14 protein-coding genes and 3 pseudogenes are annotated in these 18,504 nt (G+C 59.7%); 14 read left to right on the plus strand and 3 right to left on the minus strand.

All coding sequences use genetic code 11. The annotated features are described in order from the left end of the window. The first annotated feature begins 604 nt into the window (after positions 1-604). The 6 genes from IVB18_RS20510 to IVB18_RS20535 all read left to right on the plus strand — a co-directional run bounded on the left by IVB18_RS20510 (position 605) and on the right by IVB18_RS20535 (position 7,811). On the plus strand, positions 605-2,575 hold the full coding sequence (locus IVB18_RS20510; RefSeq protein ID WP_247991683.1) for an AMP-binding protein: 1,971 nt from the start codon (positions 605-607) through the stop codon (positions 2,573-2,575). Next, positions 2,572-3,357 carry an ABC transporter ATP-binding protein gene (locus IVB18_RS20515; protein ID WP_247990798.1) on the plus strand — a complete coding sequence of 262 codons (786 nt, stop codon included), beginning with the start codon at positions 2,572-2,574 and terminating at the stop codon, positions 3,355-3,357. Before IVB18_RS20510 ends, IVB18_RS20515 begins: the two co-directional genes overlap by 4 nt. 10 nt (positions 3,358-3,367) lie before the next feature. Next, on the plus strand, positions 3,368-4,297 hold the full coding sequence (locus IVB18_RS20520) for a branched-chain amino acid ABC transporter permease (protein ID WP_256476978.1): 930 nt from the start codon (positions 3,368-3,370) through the stop codon (positions 4,295-4,297). 15 nt (positions 4,298-4,312) lie between these two features. After that, the gene (locus IVB18_RS20525; protein ID WP_247990799.1) at positions 4,313-5,440 is read left to right on the plus strand and encodes a branched-chain amino acid ABC transporter permease; all 1,128 of its coding nucleotides are present in this window, start codon (positions 4,313-4,315) and stop codon (positions 5,438-5,440) included. A gap of 133 nt (positions 5,441-5,573) precedes the next feature. Further along, on the plus strand, positions 5,574-6,893 hold the full coding sequence (locus IVB18_RS20530) for an ABC transporter substrate-binding protein (RefSeq protein WP_247990800.1): 1,320 nt from the start codon (positions 5,574-5,576) through the stop codon (positions 6,891-6,893). Between the two features lie 78 nt (positions 6,894-6,971). Then, the gene (locus tag IVB18_RS20535) at positions 6,972-7,811 is read left to right on the plus strand and encodes an ABC transporter ATP-binding protein (RefSeq protein WP_247990801.1); all 840 of its coding nucleotides are present in this window, start codon (positions 6,972-6,974) and stop codon (positions 7,809-7,811) included. A gap of 95 nt (positions 7,812-7,906) precedes the next feature. On the opposite strand, the gene IVB18_RS20540 is transcribed toward IVB18_RS20535, so the two are convergent. Beyond that, positions 7,907-8,296: a universal stress protein gene (locus IVB18_RS20540; RefSeq protein WP_346732671.1), complete on the minus strand. Its 390-nt coding sequence runs from the start codon at positions 8,294-8,296 to the stop codon at positions 7,907-7,909. A 132-nt stretch (positions 8,297-8,428) separates the two neighbouring features. On the opposite strand from IVB18_RS20540, the pseudogene IVB18_RS20545 reads away from it, so the two are divergent. From IVB18_RS20545 to mdoH, 5 genes and pseudogenes are all read left to right on the plus strand, one after another. Beyond that, a pseudogene (locus IVB18_RS20545) lies at positions 8,429-9,185 on the plus strand (SDR family oxidoreductase). A gap of 16 nt (positions 9,186-9,201) precedes the next feature. Beyond that, entirely contained in the window at positions 9,202-9,801 is a 600-nt protein-coding gene (locus tag IVB18_RS20550) for a 3-phenylpropionate/cinnamic acid dioxygenase subunit beta (protein WP_247990802.1), read from the plus strand. Positions 9,802-9,820: 19 nt separating this feature from the next. Continuing rightward, entirely contained in the window at positions 9,821-10,075 is a 255-nt protein-coding gene (locus IVB18_RS20555; RefSeq protein ID WP_247990803.1) for a hypothetical protein, read from the plus strand. Positions 10,076-10,190: 115 nt separating this feature from the next. Next, positions 10,191-11,696 carry a glucan biosynthesis protein G gene (locus IVB18_RS20560; protein ID WP_247990804.1) on the plus strand — a complete coding sequence of 502 codons (1,506 nt, stop codon included), beginning with the start codon at positions 10,191-10,193 and terminating at the stop codon, positions 11,694-11,696. Continuing rightward, positions 11,684-13,834 (plus strand): glucans biosynthesis glucosyltransferase MdoH, encoded by a 2,151-nt coding sequence (mdoH, locus tag IVB18_RS20565; protein WP_247990805.1) that lies wholly within the window; start codon positions 11,684-11,686, stop codon positions 13,832-13,834. The genes IVB18_RS20560 and mdoH overlap by 13 nt, the downstream gene beginning before the upstream one ends. A gap of 608 nt (positions 13,835-14,442) precedes the next feature. On the opposite strand, the pseudogene IVB18_RS20570 reads toward mdoH, so the two are convergent. Both IVB18_RS20570 and IVB18_RS20575 read right to left on the minus strand, forming a co-directional pair. Beyond that, positions 14,443-14,762: pseudogene (locus IVB18_RS20570) on the minus strand (ABC transporter substrate-binding protein); the annotation flags it as partial. A gap of 190 nt (positions 14,763-14,952) precedes the next feature. Then, complete coding sequence (locus tag IVB18_RS20575) at positions 14,953-15,189, minus strand: hypothetical protein (protein WP_247990806.1); 237 nt, start codon at positions 15,187-15,189, stop codon at positions 14,953-14,955. A gap of 235 nt (positions 15,190-15,424) precedes the next feature. Between IVB18_RS20575 and IVB18_RS20580 the strand changes: the two genes are divergently transcribed. From IVB18_RS20580 to IVB18_RS20590, 3 genes and pseudogenes are all read left to right on the plus strand, one after another. Next, positions 15,425-15,649: a hypothetical protein gene (locus IVB18_RS20580; protein WP_247990807.1), complete on the plus strand. Its 225-nt coding sequence runs from the start codon at positions 15,425-15,427 to the stop codon at positions 15,647-15,649. Positions 15,650-15,849: 200 nt separating this feature from the next. Continuing rightward, positions 15,850-17,136: an IS110 family transposase gene (locus tag IVB18_RS20585; RefSeq protein ID WP_247990808.1), complete on the plus strand. Its 1,287-nt coding sequence runs from the start codon at positions 15,850-15,852 to the stop codon at positions 17,134-17,136. A gap of 30 nt (positions 17,137-17,166) precedes the next feature. Then, positions 17,167-18,030, plus strand: a pseudogene (locus IVB18_RS20590) (IS3 family transposase); the annotation flags it as partial. Positions 18,031-18,504: the final 474 nt, after the last annotated feature.

Here is an 18,504-nt window from a genome sequence, read left to right on the forward strand (position 1 = left end):
AGAGAGGCATGGCGGGTCGAAGGGCTGTTGTGATACGTCCCTGCCTCGCGCGATTCTCGAGATCAGGTGCTTCAGTTATTTGGATTCCCGACTGGCCGCGGCGTTGTCGGGCGATTTCATGGGGTGGCTCCGCACGGCCTCGTTCGCGGATGAGTTCGATCATGTCGCGTAACGCAGCTTTGGCGGCGACGTCGAGATCCTCGTCGAATCTCATCGTGATCCAGGTGCCGGGCGTTTCGGCGCGAAGTGACTTGAGATGGAGATCGGAGCGGACATGGAAGTCGAACGGCCTCCGTCAGCGCGGCCTCAATCGCAGCATCGGAGCGCGTGGACATATCAAGGCGGTCTGAGCTGAATTACAGTCTGCATCCTCGAAGACTGCTACTGTAGAGCGAAGCTACGCCACCGTCGGTCGCCAGCTTTCTCATTTATACCAAGTGATACCCACCAACGGGTTCGAGTCGGTCAAGCCGGGACTTGTAGGACTTTCGATCCGTTGTAATGTAGAGGACGCATGCGGAATCCGCATGGCTGCTTCCCCGAAGGGCAGCGTCACAATAAGCAGGCGCGAACCAACGTGCCGGTTTTTGGGATCGAGACCGACATGGCTGTTGGCGGATCGTTTGACACGTTCCCCAAGCTGCTGGCGCGAAATGCCGTGCAGTTTAGCAGCCGTCCTGCGTTTCGGCATAAGGATCTCGGCATCTGGCAGACGTGGACCTGGGCTCAGGTTGCAGAGATCGTGCGCGCTTACGCTGCGGGCTTGCATCGACTTGGATTGCAGCCTGGAGACACGATCGCCATCGTTGGTTCCAACCGGCCGAAGCTCTATTGGACCCTAATGGCAGCGCAAGCGCTGCGCGCGATTCCGGTTCCGGTCTATTCGGATGCGGTGGCCGACGAGCTTGCTTACGTCCTCGCTCACGCCGATGCGAAGTTTGTTGCAGCGCAAGATCAGGAGCAGGTCGACAAGGTCTTTTCTGTATCCGACCGGGTGCCGCATCTCGACAAGGTCGTTTATGACGAGCCGCGTGGCCTCGATGACTACGACCACGACCGATTGATCGCAATCCGCGATGTCATCGAAGACGGCCGCGCCGCGCTTGCGGCCAGCGCGGCGCTCGGCAGGCAGGTCGATGAGTTCATCCGGCAGGGTGAAGGTTCCGACATCTCGATCATCCTCTACACCTCGGGAACCACCGGCGCGTCGAAGGGCGTCATGCTGTCGGCGCGAGGCTGCATCGATGCTGCGACTGATACCGTCGGGTTCGACAGCCTGACCGACAAGGACGTGGCGCTTGCCTACCTGCCGCTCGCCTGGGTTGGTGATCATTACCTCAACTATGCACAGGGCATTGTCGCTGGATTCTGCATGGCGTGTCCCGAGAGCGGTGAGACGATCGAGCAGGATCGGCGCGAGATCGGACCAACCTTCTATTTTGCCCCGCCGCGTGGTTTCGAGGCCATGCTGACGCGGGTGATGATCCGCATGGAGGACGCTGCAGCCATCAAGCGGCGCATGTTCAACTACTTCCTTGGCATTGCGCGGCGGTATGGCGAGTCGATTTTGACCGGAAAGTCGGTGCCACTGTCTGGCCGGCTGCTCTATGCGGTCGGGCGTTTGATGGTCTACGAGCCCCTCAAGAACGTTCTTGGCCTGTCTCGCGTGCGCGTCGCCTATACGGCAGGTGAGGCCATCGGTCCGGATCTGTTCGCGTTCTACCGCTCGATCGGATTAAACCTGAAGCAACTGTATGGTCAGACCGAAGCGTTCCTTTACGTTACCTGCCAGCCTGACGGTGAGATCAACTCCGATACGGTCGGCTCGGCTGCACCGAACGTCGACATCCGCATTGCGGAAACAGGCGAGGTGCAGTTCCGCTCACCGGGCATGTTCGTCGGATACTTCAAGGATCAGGCGAAGACCGCGGAGGCCATGACGTCCGACGGCTACGTCAAGACCGGCGACGCCGGTTTCTTCGACGAAAAGACTGGGCACCTGAAGATCATCGATCGCGCGAAGGATGTTGGTCGGCTGGCCGACGGCACGATGTTTGCGCCGAAGTATCTTGAGAACAAGTTGAAGTTTTTTCCCAACATCAAGGAAGCGGTCGTTTACGGCGACTGCAGAGATTTCGTTTGCGCCTTTCTTAATATCGACCCGGTCGCTGTGGCGAACTGGGCCGAACGCAACAACATCGCGTACGGTTCCTATCAGGATCTGGCGGAGCATCCGCTGGTTTACGACATGGTGGCGAAAGATGTTGCCGAGGTGAACCGGTCTCTCTCGGAGGGAAAGGTACTGGCGGGCGCGCAGATTCGCCGCTTTCTCATTCTGCATAAGGAACTCGACGCCGACGATGGCGAATTGACCCGCACTCAGAAAGTTCGCCGCGGGTTCATCGCCGAGCGCTATGCGCCACTGGTCACGGCGCTCTACGACGGTTCGCATGAAGCGGACATTTCCACCGAGGTCACTTTTGAGGATGGCCGCAAGGGCGTGATCGCGGCTCGGGTCAAGATCCGCGACCTGCAAACAATTGGTGCGACAGAACCTTTGGGGAAAGCCGCATGAGGACGCCGGATACGAGCGAAATCTTGCTTCTGGTCCAGGGCGTATCGCTGACGTTTGGCGGCGTGAAAGCGCTGAGGGACGTTTCGTTTGACATCAGGAAAGGCGAAATTCGCGCCATCATAGGACCGAACGGCGCCGGAAAAACTTCGATGCTCAACGTCATCAACGGCTTCTATCATCCCAATCACGGCGCGATCACCTTCAAGGGACGGACCCGCGCCCAGATGCAGCCGTTCGAGGCGTCCCGTGGCGGCATCGCGCGCACCTTTCAAAACGTCGCACTGTTCAAGGGAATGAGCGCGCTCGACAATATTATGGCTGGCCGCACATTGAGGATGCGCCGAGGCCTTTTTTGGCAGATGCTGCGCTACGGCCCTGCGCTGGCGGAGGAGATCGAGCATCGGCACCGGGTCGAGGAGATCATCGCTTTTTTGGAGATTGAGGCGATCCGCAAGGTGCCGGTTGCGCGTTTGCCGTATGGCCTGCAGAAACGCGTCGAACTCGGCCGCGCCCTTGCGATGGAGCCGGATCTGCTTCTCCTCGACGAGCCGATGGCAGGCATGAACCTCGAGGAGAAGGAGGACATGTCGCGGTTCATCATCGACGTGAACAATCATTACGGCACGACTATTGCGCTGATCGAGCACGACATGGCTGTGGTGATGGATCTCTCCCATCGCGTGGCGGTGCTCGATCATGGCGTGAAGATCGCTGACGGCACCCCGGATGAGGTCAAGAAGAATCAGGGCGTGATCGACGCCTATCTCGGCATCGCGCATTAAGGAGCATTGCGTGATCGCGTTGGGTCAATTTCTTGAAGTGCTGATCGGCGGATTGATGTCCGGCGTGCTGTATTCGCTGGTCGCGCTCGGCTTCGTGCTGATCTTCAAAGCATCGGGCGTCTTTAACTTTGCGCAAGGCGCAATGGTCTTGCTCGCCGGGCTTGCGCTGGTTCGCTCGCTCGACCTACTGGTGGCCTGGGGCCTCTCGCTTTGGGCTGCGATCATCCTCGGCATAGGCTTCGCTGCCGTGATCATGGCGATAACGGCTTGGCTGATCGAGCGGTTGGTGATCGGACCCCTTGTCAATCAGGACGCCCTCACGTTGTTCATGTCCACCATCGGCGTGACATTCATCCTCGAGGGTGCGGCGCAGATGATCTTCGGTTCCGATGTTTACCCGTTGCGACTGTTCCCGACGGACGTCTGGCTCCTGTTCGAAAGTCAGTTTCCGGGTGGAATTCTGGTCAACAAGCTGGATGTCTGGGGCGGCTTTATCGCCGGCATTCTGGTTGCGGGCCTCGCGATATTCTTCCAGCGCACCAAGACCGGTCGCGCACTCAGGGCGGTTGCCGACGACCACTTGGCCGCTCAGTCGGTCGGGATTCCAATCAGCTGGATCTGGTTCGTGGTCTGGCTTGCTGCCGGTCTCGTTGCGCTGGTTGCGGCGACTGTGTGGGGTACCAAGCTGGGCGTACAGTTCTCCATTACCTTTCTCGCGCTGAAGGCCTTGCCGGTTCTCATCATCGGGGGCTTGACCTCCATTCCGGGAGCCATCGTCGGCGGGCTCATTGTGGGGGCAGGCGAGAAGATCGCCGAGGTGTTCCTGGGGTCGCATATAGGTGGCGGCATCGAATATTGGTTCGCCTATGTGCTGGCGTTGGCAGTGCTGCTCGTGCGGCCGCAGGGGCTGTTTGGCGAGCGGATCATCGAACGTATCTGAGACGAGGAGCCAGTTGTGCTTTATCGCGAGGCAGGCCAATTCAAAACGACCTACGCGGAGGACATGGCGATCTTCCCGATCCGCCAGGATCGTATTGCGCTCTGTATCCTGCTCGGGATCGCCTTCATCGGGGTGCCGGTGCTGGCGACTTTCCACATTTGGCCGTTCGCCAGCGAGTATCTGCTGTGGGCCATTCTGCTGCCCTTCCTGATCCTCGCGCTCGCCGCAATCGGCGCAAACGTTCTCGTCGGTTATTGCGGCCAGATCTCGCTCGGAAGCGGCGCGTTCATGGCCATCGGCGCCTATTCTGCCTACAAGCTGGGGACCGGCGTTCATATTCCGCTTGCCTGGCTTGGCTTCGCGATTTCGATCCCGCCGCTGCCCGTGCTGTCATCCATATTGCTGGGCGGGCTCACGGCGGCGATTGTCGGAATCCTCTTCGGTATCCCCAGTCTACGGATCAAGGGCCTTTATCTGGCGGTCGCAACGCTCGCAGCGCAGTTCTTCTTCGACTGGGTGTTCCTGCGGGTGCCATGGTTTACCAATTACGCGCCCTCAGGGTCAGTCAATGCACCGGAACTGAATTTCTTCGGTCTGATTTTGCGTACGCCGATCGAGCGCTATCTGCTGTGCCTGATCTTCGTAACCGTGTTCGCGGTTCTGGCGAAGAACCTCGTTCGCGGCAATCTCGGCAGACAATGGATGGCAATCCGCGACATGGACATAGCCGCCGAGCTGATCGGCATCCGGCCACTCTACGCAAAGCTCACGGCTTTTGCGGTCTCTTCATTTATCATCGGCGTGGCGGGCGCACTCTGGGCGTTCGTCTATCTGGGCTCGTGGGAGCCGCTGGCCTTCTCGATCGACCGTTCGCTGCAGCTTCTGTTCATGGTGATCATCGGCGGGTTGGGATCGATCATGGGTTCGTTCGTCGGTGCGGCCTTTATCCTCATTCTGCCGATCATGCTGAACCGGATTCCAACCCAGCTCGGTGTGCCGCTGTCGACAGAGACGATTACTCATCTGGAATTCATCATCTTTGGATCGTTGATCTGCTATCTTCTCATCAAGGAGCCACACGGGTTTGCCCGGCTCATATCGATTGGCAAGGAGAAGCTCAGACTTTGGCCGTTTCCCTACTGAAGGGGCGGTCAGTGCGACGGAAGCCGAAGATCGCAACGCGGAGCGGCGGTCGTTGGCAAAAGGAGGAAGGAAGCTCCGCAAAAATTAGACCCGGTACGGCAAAAAAACCGGGCTGAATGAGGAGGACACCAATATGGTACGCAACAAACTGATGCTGGCGGCAGCCATACTTTCAGGCGGAGCGTTTGCCTCTCCTGCTGCAGCGCAGAACGAGCAGTTCATCCCGATACTATCCTACCGGACGGGCGCGTACGCCGTGAATGGCGTGCCGTATGCAAACGGTGTGGCCGACTATTACAACCTTATCAACGAGCGTGACGGCGGCATCAACGGCATCAAGCTCTTGGTCGAGGAATGCGAAACCGGATACGCCACGGACAAGGGCGTTGAATGTTACGAGCGTCTCAAAGGGAAGGGCCCGACCGGCGCGGCTTTTGTCAATCCGCTGTCGACCGGCATTACCTTCGCCCTCACCGAGAAGACCACGACTGACAAGATCCCGATTATCACGATGGGCTATGGCCGCGCCGATTCCAAAAACGGAGCCGTGTTTGCGTACAATTTCCCGCTGCTCGGCACGTACTGGTCGGCTGCCGATATCGCGATCCAGCACATCGCCAAGGAGGTCGGCGGCTTCGACAAGCTGAAAGGCAAGAAGATTTCGCTGCTCTATCACGACAGCCCATACGGCAAGGAGCCGATCCCAATGCTGCAGGTGCTGGCAAAGAAGTACGGCTTTGAGTTCACGCCGATCCCGGTCACGCACCCCGGTGTCGAACAGAAGTCGCAATGGCTGGCGATCCGCCAGAACCGACCGGACTATGTCTTGGTCTGGGGCTGGGGCGTCATGAACGGCACGGCAGTCAAGGAAGCGGCGGGCGTTGCTTATCCGCGCGACAAGATGATCGGTGTCTGGTGGTCCGGCGCAGAGCCGGATGTAACGCCCGCCGGCGATCAAGCCGCCGGCTACAAATCGCTGATGCTTCAACATGGTGCGGGCAAATTTCCCGTGCATGCCGACCTCGAGAAGTACGTGTATGCAAGGGGCAAAGGATCGTCGGAGCCTGGCAAGGTCGGCGAGGTTCTCTACAACCGCGGCATGGTGAATGCCATGCTCGGCGTGGAGGCGATCCGCACGGCGCAGGAAAAGTTCGGCAAGAAGCCGCTGACGGGCGAGCAGGTCCGTTGGGGTCTTGAGAACCTCAACCTGTCTGAAGCACGTCTCAAGGAACTCGGCTTCGAGGGTATGTTGAAGCCGATCAAGATTTCCTGCTCCGACCACGAGGGCGCGCGGGAAGGGCGCGTACAGCAGTGGGACGGCAAGGGCTGGAAAGTCATCTCCGACTGGTACACGGCCAACCAATCCGAGACCGAACCGCTCGTCGACGAAGTCTCCGCGAAGTATGCCGCGGAGAAGAAGATACAGCCGCGCGACTGCTCGAAAGAAAGCTGAACACATCTCGGCGATCCGGGAGGAGCGTTCGCCTCCTCCCGGATATCCCGAGAGCCGCAACCGTCTGGAGGGAGCAGCGTGTCAAGCCCCAAGGCCGCCACGGCGACAGAAGCGGCAGCGCTGTTTCTGTCGGTCAACAATATCGAGGTTGTCTACGATCACGTCATCCTCGTGTTGAAGGGTGTATCACTGGATGTGCCGCGGGGCGGAATTGTCGCGCTTCTCGGCGCCAATGGTGCGGGCAAGACAACAACGCTGAAGGCGGTCTCCAATCTGCTTCATGCGGAGCGCGGCGAGGTCACCAAGGGCTCGATCCTGTTCGACGGCGTCGAAGTGCAGTCCCTGTCGCCAAACGATGTGGTGCGGCGCGGCTGCATTCAGGTGATGGAGGGACGGCGTTGCTTCGCTCACCTCACGGTCGAAGAGAATCTCCTGACCGGCGCCTTCACGCGCAGGGACGGAAAGGCCGCGATCGCGCAGGATCTGGAGCGAGTCTATGCCTATTTCCCCCGTCTCGGGGAGCGGCGTAGTTCGACCGCCGGCTATACGTCGGGCGGCGAACAGCAGATGTGCGTGATCGGCCGTGCGCTGATGTCGCGCCCGAAGATGATCCTGCTCGACGAGCCTTCGATGGGCCTCGCGCCGCAGATCGTCGAAGAGATCTTCGAGATAGTGAAGGATCTGAACGTCAAGGCGGGTGTCTCGTTTCTTCTCGCCGAGCAGAACACCAATATGGCACTTAAATACGCCAACTACGGATATATCCTCGAAAATGGCCGCGTGGTGATGGATGGCGAGGCCAGGGCGCTCGCCGCAAATGAGGATGTCAAGGAGTTCTATCTTGGCGTCGCCGGGGACAAGCGCAAATCATTCCGCGATGGGAAGCACTACAAGCGGCGCAAACGCTGGCTCGCTTAGATGGTGACGCTGAGTGATCGGCCCCCGTTGAGTGGGCCCGCCGCGCGATCCGCGGCGCAAGACCAGACTGTGGTTTGTCTCACACCGGCATCCGATCAGTGCGACATCAACGTGGGTTTGGTCATCGAAGCAAGCATACCACGTGTCGTTCCGCCAAGAATAAATTCCCGCAGCCGGGAATGCCCGTACCCGCCCATGACAATGAGGTCGGCACCTGTATCGGCTGCATATGACAGGATTGCATTGGAAACATCGATCTTGCTGGTGGGAATGTGCTCAATCGTGGCGTTTACTCCGTGACGGGTCAGGTGGGTCGCGATATCCGTACCCGGAAGGTCGGCGCTTTTGGCGCTCTGAGTGTCCGCAACGACAATACTCGTCGTGCCGGAGCGGGTAAGAAACGGCATGGCATCGGCGGCCGCTCGGGCGGCTGCCCGGCTGCCATCCCAGCATACCATGACATGATCGAGTTTGAGGCGGTCCATCTGAATAAATGGTACGATGAGCACCGGTCTTCCGGATTCGAACAGCGCTGCCTCAAGGACGATATTCGTGGTTCGATGATCCCGGTTCCTTTCAAATTGGCCAATGACGGAAAGATCGAATCGTCTTGCGATATGCGCATCGGCCGGGCGATAACGCTGGGTCTCGCGCAACGCGGCCACTCGGTCGTGGCGTTCGGGCTGGAAGCGCCGCAGGTCTCCAGCACGGCGCGGAATGCGATCCCCTCGCTCCGCGAGGAACTTGCGCAGCGCGGCCTTGCCGCGGAACTCATGGAAGCGGATGTCTCGCTTTCGGCCGACGTCGCCAAGGTGATCGAGCATGCGCTGGCGCGCTTTGGCCGCATCGACGCCGTCGTCAACAATGCGGCGATCGGTCCGCTCGGCACCGTGCTCGACACCGATGAGGCGGTCTTCGACCGGATCATCGCCGTCAATCTCAAGGGCCCTTATCTGACGAGCCGCGCCGCCGTCCCGCACGCAGGGCGGGGGCTCGATCGTCAACATCGGCTCCGACGCCGGCTGGGGCAAGCCCAACATGGCGGTCTACAGTGCGAGCAAGGGCGGCGTCGCCGCACTCAGCACGGCGATGGCCTACGATTTCTTTCATCACCGCATCCGCGTCAACACCGTGAGTCCCGGTGGCGGCGGCATAATCAGCGGCATGAGCCTCGGCCGCGTCGGCGGCGATGCCGCGCGGTTCGGCAGGGGCGCGCCCGGCACGGCCGCTGGCCGGGTCGCAACCGGTGACGACATCGCCAATGTCGTTGCCTTCCTGCTGTCATTGGAGGCGGAAACGTTGTCGGGCACCGTGATCGATGTCGGCTGCTTCGCGCAGCAGGGCGGCCCGATCCCCGCAAAACCAACTCCGTGATCTTGGAGGAAAAGCCATGACTGCGACCATTGAGAATCAGAAGCGGGCACCCGCCGGACCGACCGCCAATTCGTCACTCGAAAGATCTACGGCCTATTACCGGCTGAAGGCCGATGTCGAGGATTTCTATTGCCATGAGGCCGACTTGCTCGACGAACGGCGCTTTCGCGAGTGGCTCGACCTGCTCGCCGAGGACACTACCTACTTCATGCCGATCCGGCGCAATGTGAAGTTCGGCCAGCAAGCTGCACGTGAAAACACGCGCCAGGGCGAAGGCATCAGCTGGTTCGATGAGGATAAATGGACCCTCACCAAGCGCGTCGATCAGAGTCTGACCGGCGTTCACTATGCCGAGGAGCCGCTGTCGCGGATCACCCACATGGTGAGCAATGTCCAGATCAAGGCGACGCGGCCGCAACTCGACGACGCACGCGAACTCGATGTCACCTCGCGCTTTCTGGTCTACCAGAACCGGGTCGAATACGAGACCTACACCTTTGTCGGGCGCCGCCACGACACGTTGCGCCTGACCGACCGGGGCTGGAAGATCGACAGACGCGAGATACTGCTTGAGCAGAGCATCCTGCTGGCTAAAAATCTGACCACGTTTTTCTGAACGGGTTGGGGATGCCGAAATGATCGATGTCACGGCTGTTGCGGTGGGAACGAGGCTGAAGTTGCAGAACGGCATCGTCGCCGAAGTGACGGAAAACATGGAAGACGGCCAGTGGCTCCAGGTCCGCTATCTGGAGTCGCCGGGCCGCCCCTTGTGGTCTTTCAGGAGGTTGTCCATCTGGTCTGAATCGAGGAAACTGAGGTTGCGAAGCCTCAGTGTTCGAAGGAGAGATTCCGAGAATCGCCAGCCCGCGGCGCGCAGCGACGCCGCCTGACCCGCACATGTTGCCGCTTTCCAGCGCCAGTCGCTGCCGTCCTGCCGTCGATGGAACCCGGCGATCCCAAGAAAGTTGCTTTCTCGATGTGTGGGAACCCGAACAGGATTGACGTTTGAATCGCCGCAAGTTCTTGGAAGCCTCGGCCGCGCTGCCGTTGACGACTGCCTTTTCCCGTGGAGCGTTCGCCCTGGGGGCTGAAGTGCCCTTCAACGGTTCATACGTGCGCGAGCTCGCCCGCAATCTTGCGGCCAAGCCGTTTGAAGCTCCGGACGAGAAGCTCCCGGATGCGATCAAAGACCTCGACTACGACCAGTACCGCTCTATTCGGTTTCTGCCCGAGCGGGCCCTCTGGCGCAGTGAGGGACTGCCGTTCGAGGTGCAGTTTTTTCATCGCGGCTTCTTGTACAAGAACAGGGTCGGCCTGTACGAGGTCGCCAACGGGCGCGCCGCTCCAATCCGATATCGGCGCGATGAGTTTTCGTTCGGGGAGAAGGTCGGCCAAGTGCCGGACGCCGACCTGGGGTTTGCGGGCTTTCGCGTGCACGCGCCGATTAGTCGGACGGACTACTATGACGAGGTTTGCGTATTTCTCGGCGCCAGTTACTTCCGCGCCGTCGCGAGGGGCGAGACGTACGGCCTATCCGCACGCGGTCTGTCGATCGATACCGCCGAGGCGAAGGGAGAGGAATTTCCCGTCTTCAAGGCATTTTGGCTGGAGAAGCCCGCGCGCCACGCCACATCAATGGTCGTTCACGCATTGCTCGACAGCAAGAGCGCAACAGCCGGCTACCGCTTCACGATCAGACCTGGCAAGACGACCGTCTTCGACGTTGAGATGTCGTTGTATCCGCGCGTCGACCTTCAGCATGCTGGCTTCGCGCCGATGACAAGCATGTTCTTCTTCGGCCCGAATGATCGCAAGGATGTCGATGACTTTCGCCCGGCGGTGCACGATTCGGATGGTCTGGCGATCTTTAATGGCAAGGGCGAGCAGCTCTGGCGTCCGCTGAACAATTCGCGTGATCTCCAGGTGAGCACGTTCAACGATCTCAATCCGCGCGGATTTGGTCTTATGCAGCGAGAAAGGAACTTCTTCGCGTATCAGGACATCGAATCTCGATTTGAACGCCGGCCGAGCCTCTGGCTCGAGCCGATTGGAGGTTGGGGTGAAGGCGCTGTCGTGCTGTTCGAAATCCCGACCAAGGACGAGATTCACGACAATATCGCGGCATTCTGGCGGCCTAAGGAACCGATCAAAGCCAAAAGCGAGATCAGCCTCACATATCGGATGCATTGGGGCCCTGACGCTCCGAAACCCAATTCACTGGCGCGGTTTGCTCGCACCGGTGTCGGTGCGCGCGGCGAAAGCAGCAAGCTGTTCGTGCTCGAACTCGTCGGGGACAGGCTGAAGGCCGTAGATCCTGAGAAGGTCAGGGGCGTGATCAGTGCCGAGAAAGCCGAGATCACCAATGTTGTCAGCCAGCCAAATCTCGAAACCGGTGGCTGGCGCCTGAGCTTTCAATGCGCGATCAAAGCAGCGCCGATCGAATTGCGGGCGGTCTTGAACGAGGGCGAGGACCCCATCTCGGAGGTTTGGATATATCGATGGACACCATGAGGACATCGCCCGCGCTCGAGCTTGTCGAAGGCGAGTGCTACTTGCCCGCTGAAAACCCGATCGCCATGCCGGCCTGTCGTCTGGATCGGATACCCGAGTCAACGCCGTGCAGGTGCGGCCAAGGCTTTACGGGGCGGCGCATCCTCATCTTGACTGGCACAGTGGCTCTCACCGCAGCAGGTGCTTACGGGATGTACGAAGTGCTTCAGGTCGGCGGGATCACGGTGCTGGAAGGACTGGTGCTAGCGCTGTTCTTGGTCCTGTTTGCCTGGATTGCATTTTCGTTCATGTCGACGCTGGCCGGCTTCTTCTTGCTGCTGGCGAGAGGCCGAGATGTCCTGCCGATCGACAATGAAGGACCGGTACCCGCGATCTCGACTCGCACGGCCATGCTGCTGCCCATCTACAACGAGGATCCGCATCACGTCATGGCACGGCTGCGCGCCATGTATGAGTCGCTCGAAGCCACCGGAACGGCTCAGCGTTTCGACTGGTTTCTGCTCAGCGATACGACCGATCCCAACGTCTGGATCGCTGAGGAGCTTGCGTTCATAGAACTGCAGCGGGCCTGTAGTGTCGGCCATCTCTTCTATCGGCACCGCTCGGACAATACCGCCCGGAAATCCGGCAATATCGCCGAATGGGTCAGGCGCTTCGGTGGTGCTTATGACCATATGATTATCCTCGATGCCGACAGCCTGATGAGCGGGGACACCGTCGTTCGGCTGGTGCATGCGATGGAGGACAATCCGTACGCCGCGTTGATCCAGACGCTCCCGGTCATCATTAACGCGCGGAGTCTGTTTAGTCGCCTCCAGCAATTTGCCGGACGCCTCTATGGTCCGTTGATCGCCGCGGGAAACGCCTGGTGGTACGGCTCGGAAAGCAACTATTGGGGCCACAACGCCGTCATCCGCGTCCAGGCATTCGCGCAGGCAGCCGGCTTACCGGAACTGCACGGACGCAAGCCGTTTGGCGGGCACATACTAAGCCACGATTTCGTCGAGGCCGCGCTAATGCGCCGTGCCGGGTGGGGAATCTTCATGGCAGCCAATTTGGGAGGCAGTTTCGAGGAGATTCCACCGTCGCTGCTGGATTTCGCGGCGCGTGATCGCCGCTGGTGCCAAGGCAACCTACAGCACATTGCCGTGCTGCCCGCGCGAGGCTTGCATTGGGTATCGCGGCTTCATCTCTTGACCGGAATAGGCTCGTATCTGACCGCGCCGCTATGGCTATTGTTTCTGTTGCTCGGTATCTTGATCTCCTTGCAGGCGTATTTCGTTCGCCCAGAATACTTTCCCAAGGGCTTCGCGCTGTTTCCCGCCTGGCCGGCCCAGGACCCCGTGCTTGCCGCCTGGGTCTTTGTCGCAACGATGGGGCTTCTGATCCTGCCGAAGCTGCTGGCCTATCTCGTCATGGTCGCCCACCGGGAGGAACGGCGTGCCTTTGGTGGCGGTACTCGCGTTTTGGTGGCAGTAGTCGCGGAGATCCTGCTGGCGGCGCTGATCGCGCCATCAATGATGATCTTTCAGTCCACGGCGGTGGCAGAGATTCTGGTTGGTCGGGATGGAGGCTGGCAGGTTCAGCGGCGCAGCAACGGCGGCCTCACGCGGGACGAGATTTGCCGCAAGTTCACAGTCCCGACGCTGTGTGGGATCGTGATGGCGGTCAGTGCCTTCGCAACCTCCGTGCCGTTGCTGCTCTGGATGTCTCCGGTGATTATCGGTCTCGCGCTCGCCATTCCCATCGGAATCGTTACCTCGTCGCCAACGAGAATAGGACGGCTGTTTGCGACGCCGGAGGACAATCTCTCGCCTGAGGTATTGGTTAGGGCGAGGGAGCTTGCCTCGTCCGGCTTCATCGAGGCGCCCGCCGCGCTCGACGAGCTGCGACGGAACCCTGCGCTGTTGTGGCGACACATCGAATCGCTGCCGCCGCCGCGCCGAAAATCTGGCACGATCGATGTCGATCTCGCGATTGCCCGCGCCAAGATCGAGGACAGCGACAGCTTCGAGGAGCTGTTTGACGAGTTATCTGCGCGCGAGACCCTCGCGGTTCTGAAGAACCGCGTAGTTCTGCGGCAGGTGATGGAAATGACATCTCGTTCAGCGTTGGGCGCGGACCGCGCGCCTAGCTAGCGTGAGTCAGTCAATTTGCGCCAATGGGGCGGTCGAATGTCGGCGTGCGTCTTATCCCAACGATCGACGCGAGTGGATCCGTTCTTGTGACAAGGAAATGCATGCGTATGGACGATGCCACCGTAGTGCATGCGCAGATTTCGAGATCCCGGTCAGACGAAGCTATCGAGACGGGCTGCCATTCGGCGTAAAGAGCATGCATTGGTCCGTCTTCGACGACCGCGCAGGAAAGCAACTCTCCATCTTCGTTCGGTAATGGCGAAACGACGCTTTGCTTCTCGGTGCAACACTTGCTCGCCAGCGTGAGTCAGTCAATTTGCGCCAATGGGGCGGTCGAATGTCGGCGTGCGTCTTATCCCAACGATCGACGCGAGTGGATCCGTTCTTGTGACAAGGAAATGCATGCGTATGGACGATGCCACCGTAGTGCATGCGCAGATTTCGAGATCCCGGTCAGACGAAGCTATCGAGACGGGCTGCCATTCGGCGTAAAGAGCATGCATTGGTCCGTCTTCGACGACCGCGCAGGAAAGCAACTCTCCATCTTCGTTCGGTAATGGCGAAACGACGCTTTGCTTCTCGGTGCAACACTTGCTCGCCATCTACGACAGGGCGTCCCATTTGCCCAAATTCATGAAGAAGTGCAGCGCCGTACCACCTTCCCACAATCCGGGGAAATAGTGGTATTTGGCGACCTTGTAGAAGCCGAGCTCTCGTCGTCGTAGGGCCCGACCCATTCGGTCGCATCGATAGTACCTTTTTCCAATGCCGGATAGATGTCTCCGCCCGCGATCTGCTGCGGGACCGTGCCTAGCTTGGAAAGCGTTTTGCCGGCCCAGCCGCCAATCCGTATTTTAAGCCCGCTGAGGTCTTCCAGGCTGTTGATCTCCTTCCGAAACCAACCGCCCATCTGAGTGCCGGCGTTGCCGCCCAACGGGCTCCTGCACCTGATCCAACATAGCCATTGCTGCAATTGCGATCACAATGGCCGCAGCGCAGCCGAGCAGAAAAGCTTTCATGCGCAACTCCATGATTTACAAGCTGCACCTATCTCACAATGCAGCTTGCTGTGAGCAACTCTGACGACCGATGTGAAGCTCGTCCGTTCCTATCAGGCTCTAAGGGCTCTTAAAAACCGGGGCGGCCGAAAACGCATCGCCCATCAACCCCAAGGACTGGAGGTCGGCGCTGTGCAAATCCACTTCCAACATGGCGAGGAGCATCACGTGCACGATGACGGTGAGGATGAGGAGAGGTGAGGATTCTCGTGCCGCCGGATCTGGCGCGCTCATGAGCACGCGAACGGCGCGCAGCCGTGAGATCATCCGCAGCAATGATCCCGATCGCCCCTGCATACCGTCTTCCTTGACGTGACGAGCAAAGACGTGACGGACCCAGGCTAGTAGGGGCGACTTCCATATCGCGAGATTCGGTATGCTGGCGTAGTGAACCTCCTCCGAATGAGTGGACACCTGTAGTAGGCTCATTGAGCCCGGAGGTGTCGAATGGAACGTCAACGTCGGTCATTTACCGAAGAGTACAAGCGCCAGGCCGTTGAACTGGTGGTATCGAGCCGTCGCTCAAACGTCGGTGGCCAAGGAGCTCGGTCTGCGCGACTCGGTGCTGCGACGCTGGGTTGGCAAGCTTCGGCAGGAGCCGGCATCGGCGGCGTGGCGCCCCACCACGCAGGCGACGCCGATGTCGGCGGACCAGGCTTCGGAGATCGCCCGGTTGCGTCAGGAGAACGAACGGCTGCGCATGGAGCGCGACATTTTAAAAAACTGTCCAGGGCCGTGGCACGCCTGTGCGGTGTAGAAACAGCCTTGTGCTATCGTCTGCAGCCGGGAGGGTAGCGGCCGTCAGCTTATTGGAGGCACAATCCCCGTTAAAAAACGTGGTCCATGGGTGCATGCGGACTTGAGAGTGGTGACGCCGCTCCGGCGACGATCCCGATTAGGAAGATGACAATTGGCATAACCCAGACCCTCCTGCTCACGATTTGAACGGAGGATGCTATGCCCAAGACGACGACCGATAACCGCCCCGAGTTCAAGCCGGTCAACTTCGGGGCCGCCGCCATCGACATCGGATCACTGGCGGATTGGTTCAAAGCGTGTGGCGTGACCAGTGTTGCGATGGAATCCACCGGGGTCTATTGGATCCCGGTCTATGAGATCCTGGAGCAGCGCGGGTTTGATGTAATTCTCGTCAATGCTCGGTTCGCCAAGAATGTGCCTGGCCGCAAAACCGATGTCAGCGATGCCGCGTGGTTACGCCAGCTTCATTCCTATGGCCTGTTGCGCGGCAGCTTCCGACCCGATGCCGAGATTGCAACCCTGCGCGCCTATCTGCGCCAGCGAGAGCGGCTTGTGGAATATGCCGCCGCCCACATCCAGCATATGCAGAAGGCCCTGATGGAAATGAACCTGCAACTCCATCATGTTGTCTCGGATATCACCGGCGCGACGGGCATGCGGATTATCCGAGCTATTGTTGCAGGCGAACGTAATCCTGACGTGTTGGCAACCTACCGGGATGTACGGTGCCATTCTTCGGCCGAGACAATCCGCGCAGCACTGGTCGGCAACGACCGGGATGAACATGTCTTCGCCCTCAGCCAATCACTAGAACTCTACGACGTCTACCAGGCAAAGATGCTGGATTGCGACCGCAAGCTCGAAGTCCTGATAGCTGCATTGAGCAGCAAAGGGGCAAAGCCGGTCGGAAAGCTATCCAAGCCACGCATCAAGACCAAGCAGGTCAACACACCTACCTTCGATGTTAGGACCGCGCTCTACGGCGTGCTCGGCATCGATCTGACTGACATCCATGGGCTTGGTCCGTCGCTCGCATTAAAGCTTATCGGCGAGTGCGGCACAGATTTGAGGGCATGGCCGAGCGCTAAGCACTTCACCTCTTGGCTTTGCCTGGCACCGGGTAACAAAATCTCCGGTGGCAAGGTGCTATCTTCGCGCACCCGGCGATCCTCCAGTCGGGCAGCCGCACTGTTGCGTCTGGCAGCCACAACCGTCGGGCGGAGCGAGACAGCGCTCGGCGCATTCTATCGCCGGCTGGCCACACGTGCCGGCAAGTCGAAGGCCGTAACAGCGACCGCCCGCAAGATCGCAGTTTTGTTCTACAACACACTTCGGCACGGCATGAGTTACAAGGACCCAGGCGCCGACCAATATGAGCAACAATATCGCAGTCGCGTCCTCTCTAACCTTCAGCGACGGGCCAAATCACTAGGCTTCGTCTTACAGGCCATTCCGGGAGAGGATGCCAATCCGGCTGTTTCTTAGGAAGTCGATTGCGATCTTTGCCGGAACCCGGACATGAGCTTCCGTTTCATTGAAGACCACCGCGACACCTATCCGGTACGGTTGATGTGCGCCGTGCTCGAGGTCTCGCCGGCCGGCTATTACGCCTGGCGCGAGCGCCCGGTGAGCGAGCGGACAAAATCCAATGCCACGCTCCTGGCTGCGATCCGGCAGGTCCATCGGGACAGCGGTCAGCGCTATGGCAGTCCACGGGTCCATGCCGCTCTGCGGACGCAGGGTCGTGGTGCCAGCCGCGGCCGGATCGAGCGGCTGATGCGTCGGTATGGCGTTCGAGCGATCATGGCGCGACCCCGCCGGGTTCGCACCACCGACAGCCGTCACGACCTGCCGATCGCACCAAACCTGATCGCGCGCGACTTCACGGCGGGAGCCCCGAACCGGGTCTGGCTCGCCGATATCACCTACATCCCGACCACGGAAGGGTGGTTGTATCTGGCGGCCGTCATGGATCTCTTCAGCCGAAAGATCGTCGGCTGGGCCATGCGGGATCATATGCAGGTCGAACTCGCATCCGCGGCACTGACGATGGCTATCCAGCAGCAACGCCCCGAGGCCGGATTGATCCACCACTCCGATCGCGGCGTGCAGTATGCCCCACGCGCCTATCGCGATGCTCTCGCGGGTTCCGGCATCACCGCATCGATGAGCCGCAAAGCCGACTGCTACGACAATGCCCCGATGGAGAGCTTCTTCCATACCTTGAAGACCGAACTCGTCCATCATCGCAATTACAACACCCGCGCCGAGGCCGAGCGCGATATCTTCGCCTTCATCGAGGGCTTCTACAACCGAACCAGGCTCCATTCCGCCATCGGATATACCGCCCCGATCGAGATGGAGCTAAAAGCCGCCTAAACCCGTCCACTTTTTCGGGGGAAGATCATAGGTCACCAATCGCGGTGCGTTGAGCCAGTACTGGGGGAATTGCCGGCCGCCCTATTTACAGTTCGCCTGTAACCCATTGACCTAAATGACTGTCTTCAGCGCAATTGTTACACATAAGCTTTCTGACTCTTAATCAGCGGGTCCCAGGTTCGAGCCCTGGTGCGCCCACCATTTCAATAGCTTAGCGAGAGCGACCGCTTGAGCAGTTGATTTCTCAAACGGTGTTTGGGCGCGAAAATCCCTGACCCACCTGAGCTTCCGTGCGGCGCTTGGCCTCACGAGCGAAGCAATTGCTCGCGTTTTGCGCGGGTGGCCGCGCTTACCCAGAACAGGCTGGAAAAGTACGAACACTGCAAAGAGTCCCCCATCGGCCCAACGAGCGATGTTGAGGAGGCTGCTCTTGGGGCGAGCAAACTGGACATTCGGCCAGACCCGCGGTCTCAG

Origin of the sequence: Bradyrhizobium sp. 186, from assembly GCF_023101685.1 — a bacterium.
Lineage (GTDB): Bacteria > Pseudomonadota > Alphaproteobacteria > Rhizobiales > Xanthobacteraceae > Bradyrhizobium.

Coding starts and splice junctions, on each gene's coding strand:
- IVB18_RS20585 (WP_247990808.1), top strand. CDS start 15,850: ATGCCCAAGACGACGACCGATAACCGCCCCGAGTTCAAGCCGGTCAAC.
- IVB18_RS20510 (WP_247991683.1), top strand. CDS start 605: ATGGCTGTTGGCGGATCGTTTGACACGTTCCCCAAGCTGCTGGCGCGA.
- IVB18_RS20540 (WP_346732671.1), bottom strand. CDS start 8,296: ATGGACCGCCTCAAACTCGATCATGTCATGGTATGCTGGGATGGCAGC.
- IVB18_RS20550 (WP_247990802.1), top strand. CDS start 9,202: ATGACTGCGACCATTGAGAATCAGAAGCGGGCACCCGCCGGACCGACC.
- IVB18_RS20515 (WP_247990798.1), top strand. CDS start 2,572: ATGAGGACGCCGGATACGAGCGAAATCTTGCTTCTGGTCCAGGGCGTA.
- IVB18_RS20575 (WP_247990806.1), bottom strand. CDS start 15,189: ATGCAGGGGCGATCGGGATCATTGCTGCGGATGATCTCACGGCTGCGC.
- mdoH (WP_247990805.1), top strand. CDS start 11,684: ATGGACACCATGAGGACATCGCCCGCGCTCGAGCTTGTCGAAGGCGAG.
- IVB18_RS20555 (WP_247990803.1), top strand. CDS start 9,821: ATGATCGATGTCACGGCTGTTGCGGTGGGAACGAGGCTGAAGTTGCAG.
- IVB18_RS20530 (WP_247990800.1), top strand. CDS start 5,574: ATGGTACGCAACAAACTGATGCTGGCGGCAGCCATACTTTCAGGCGGA.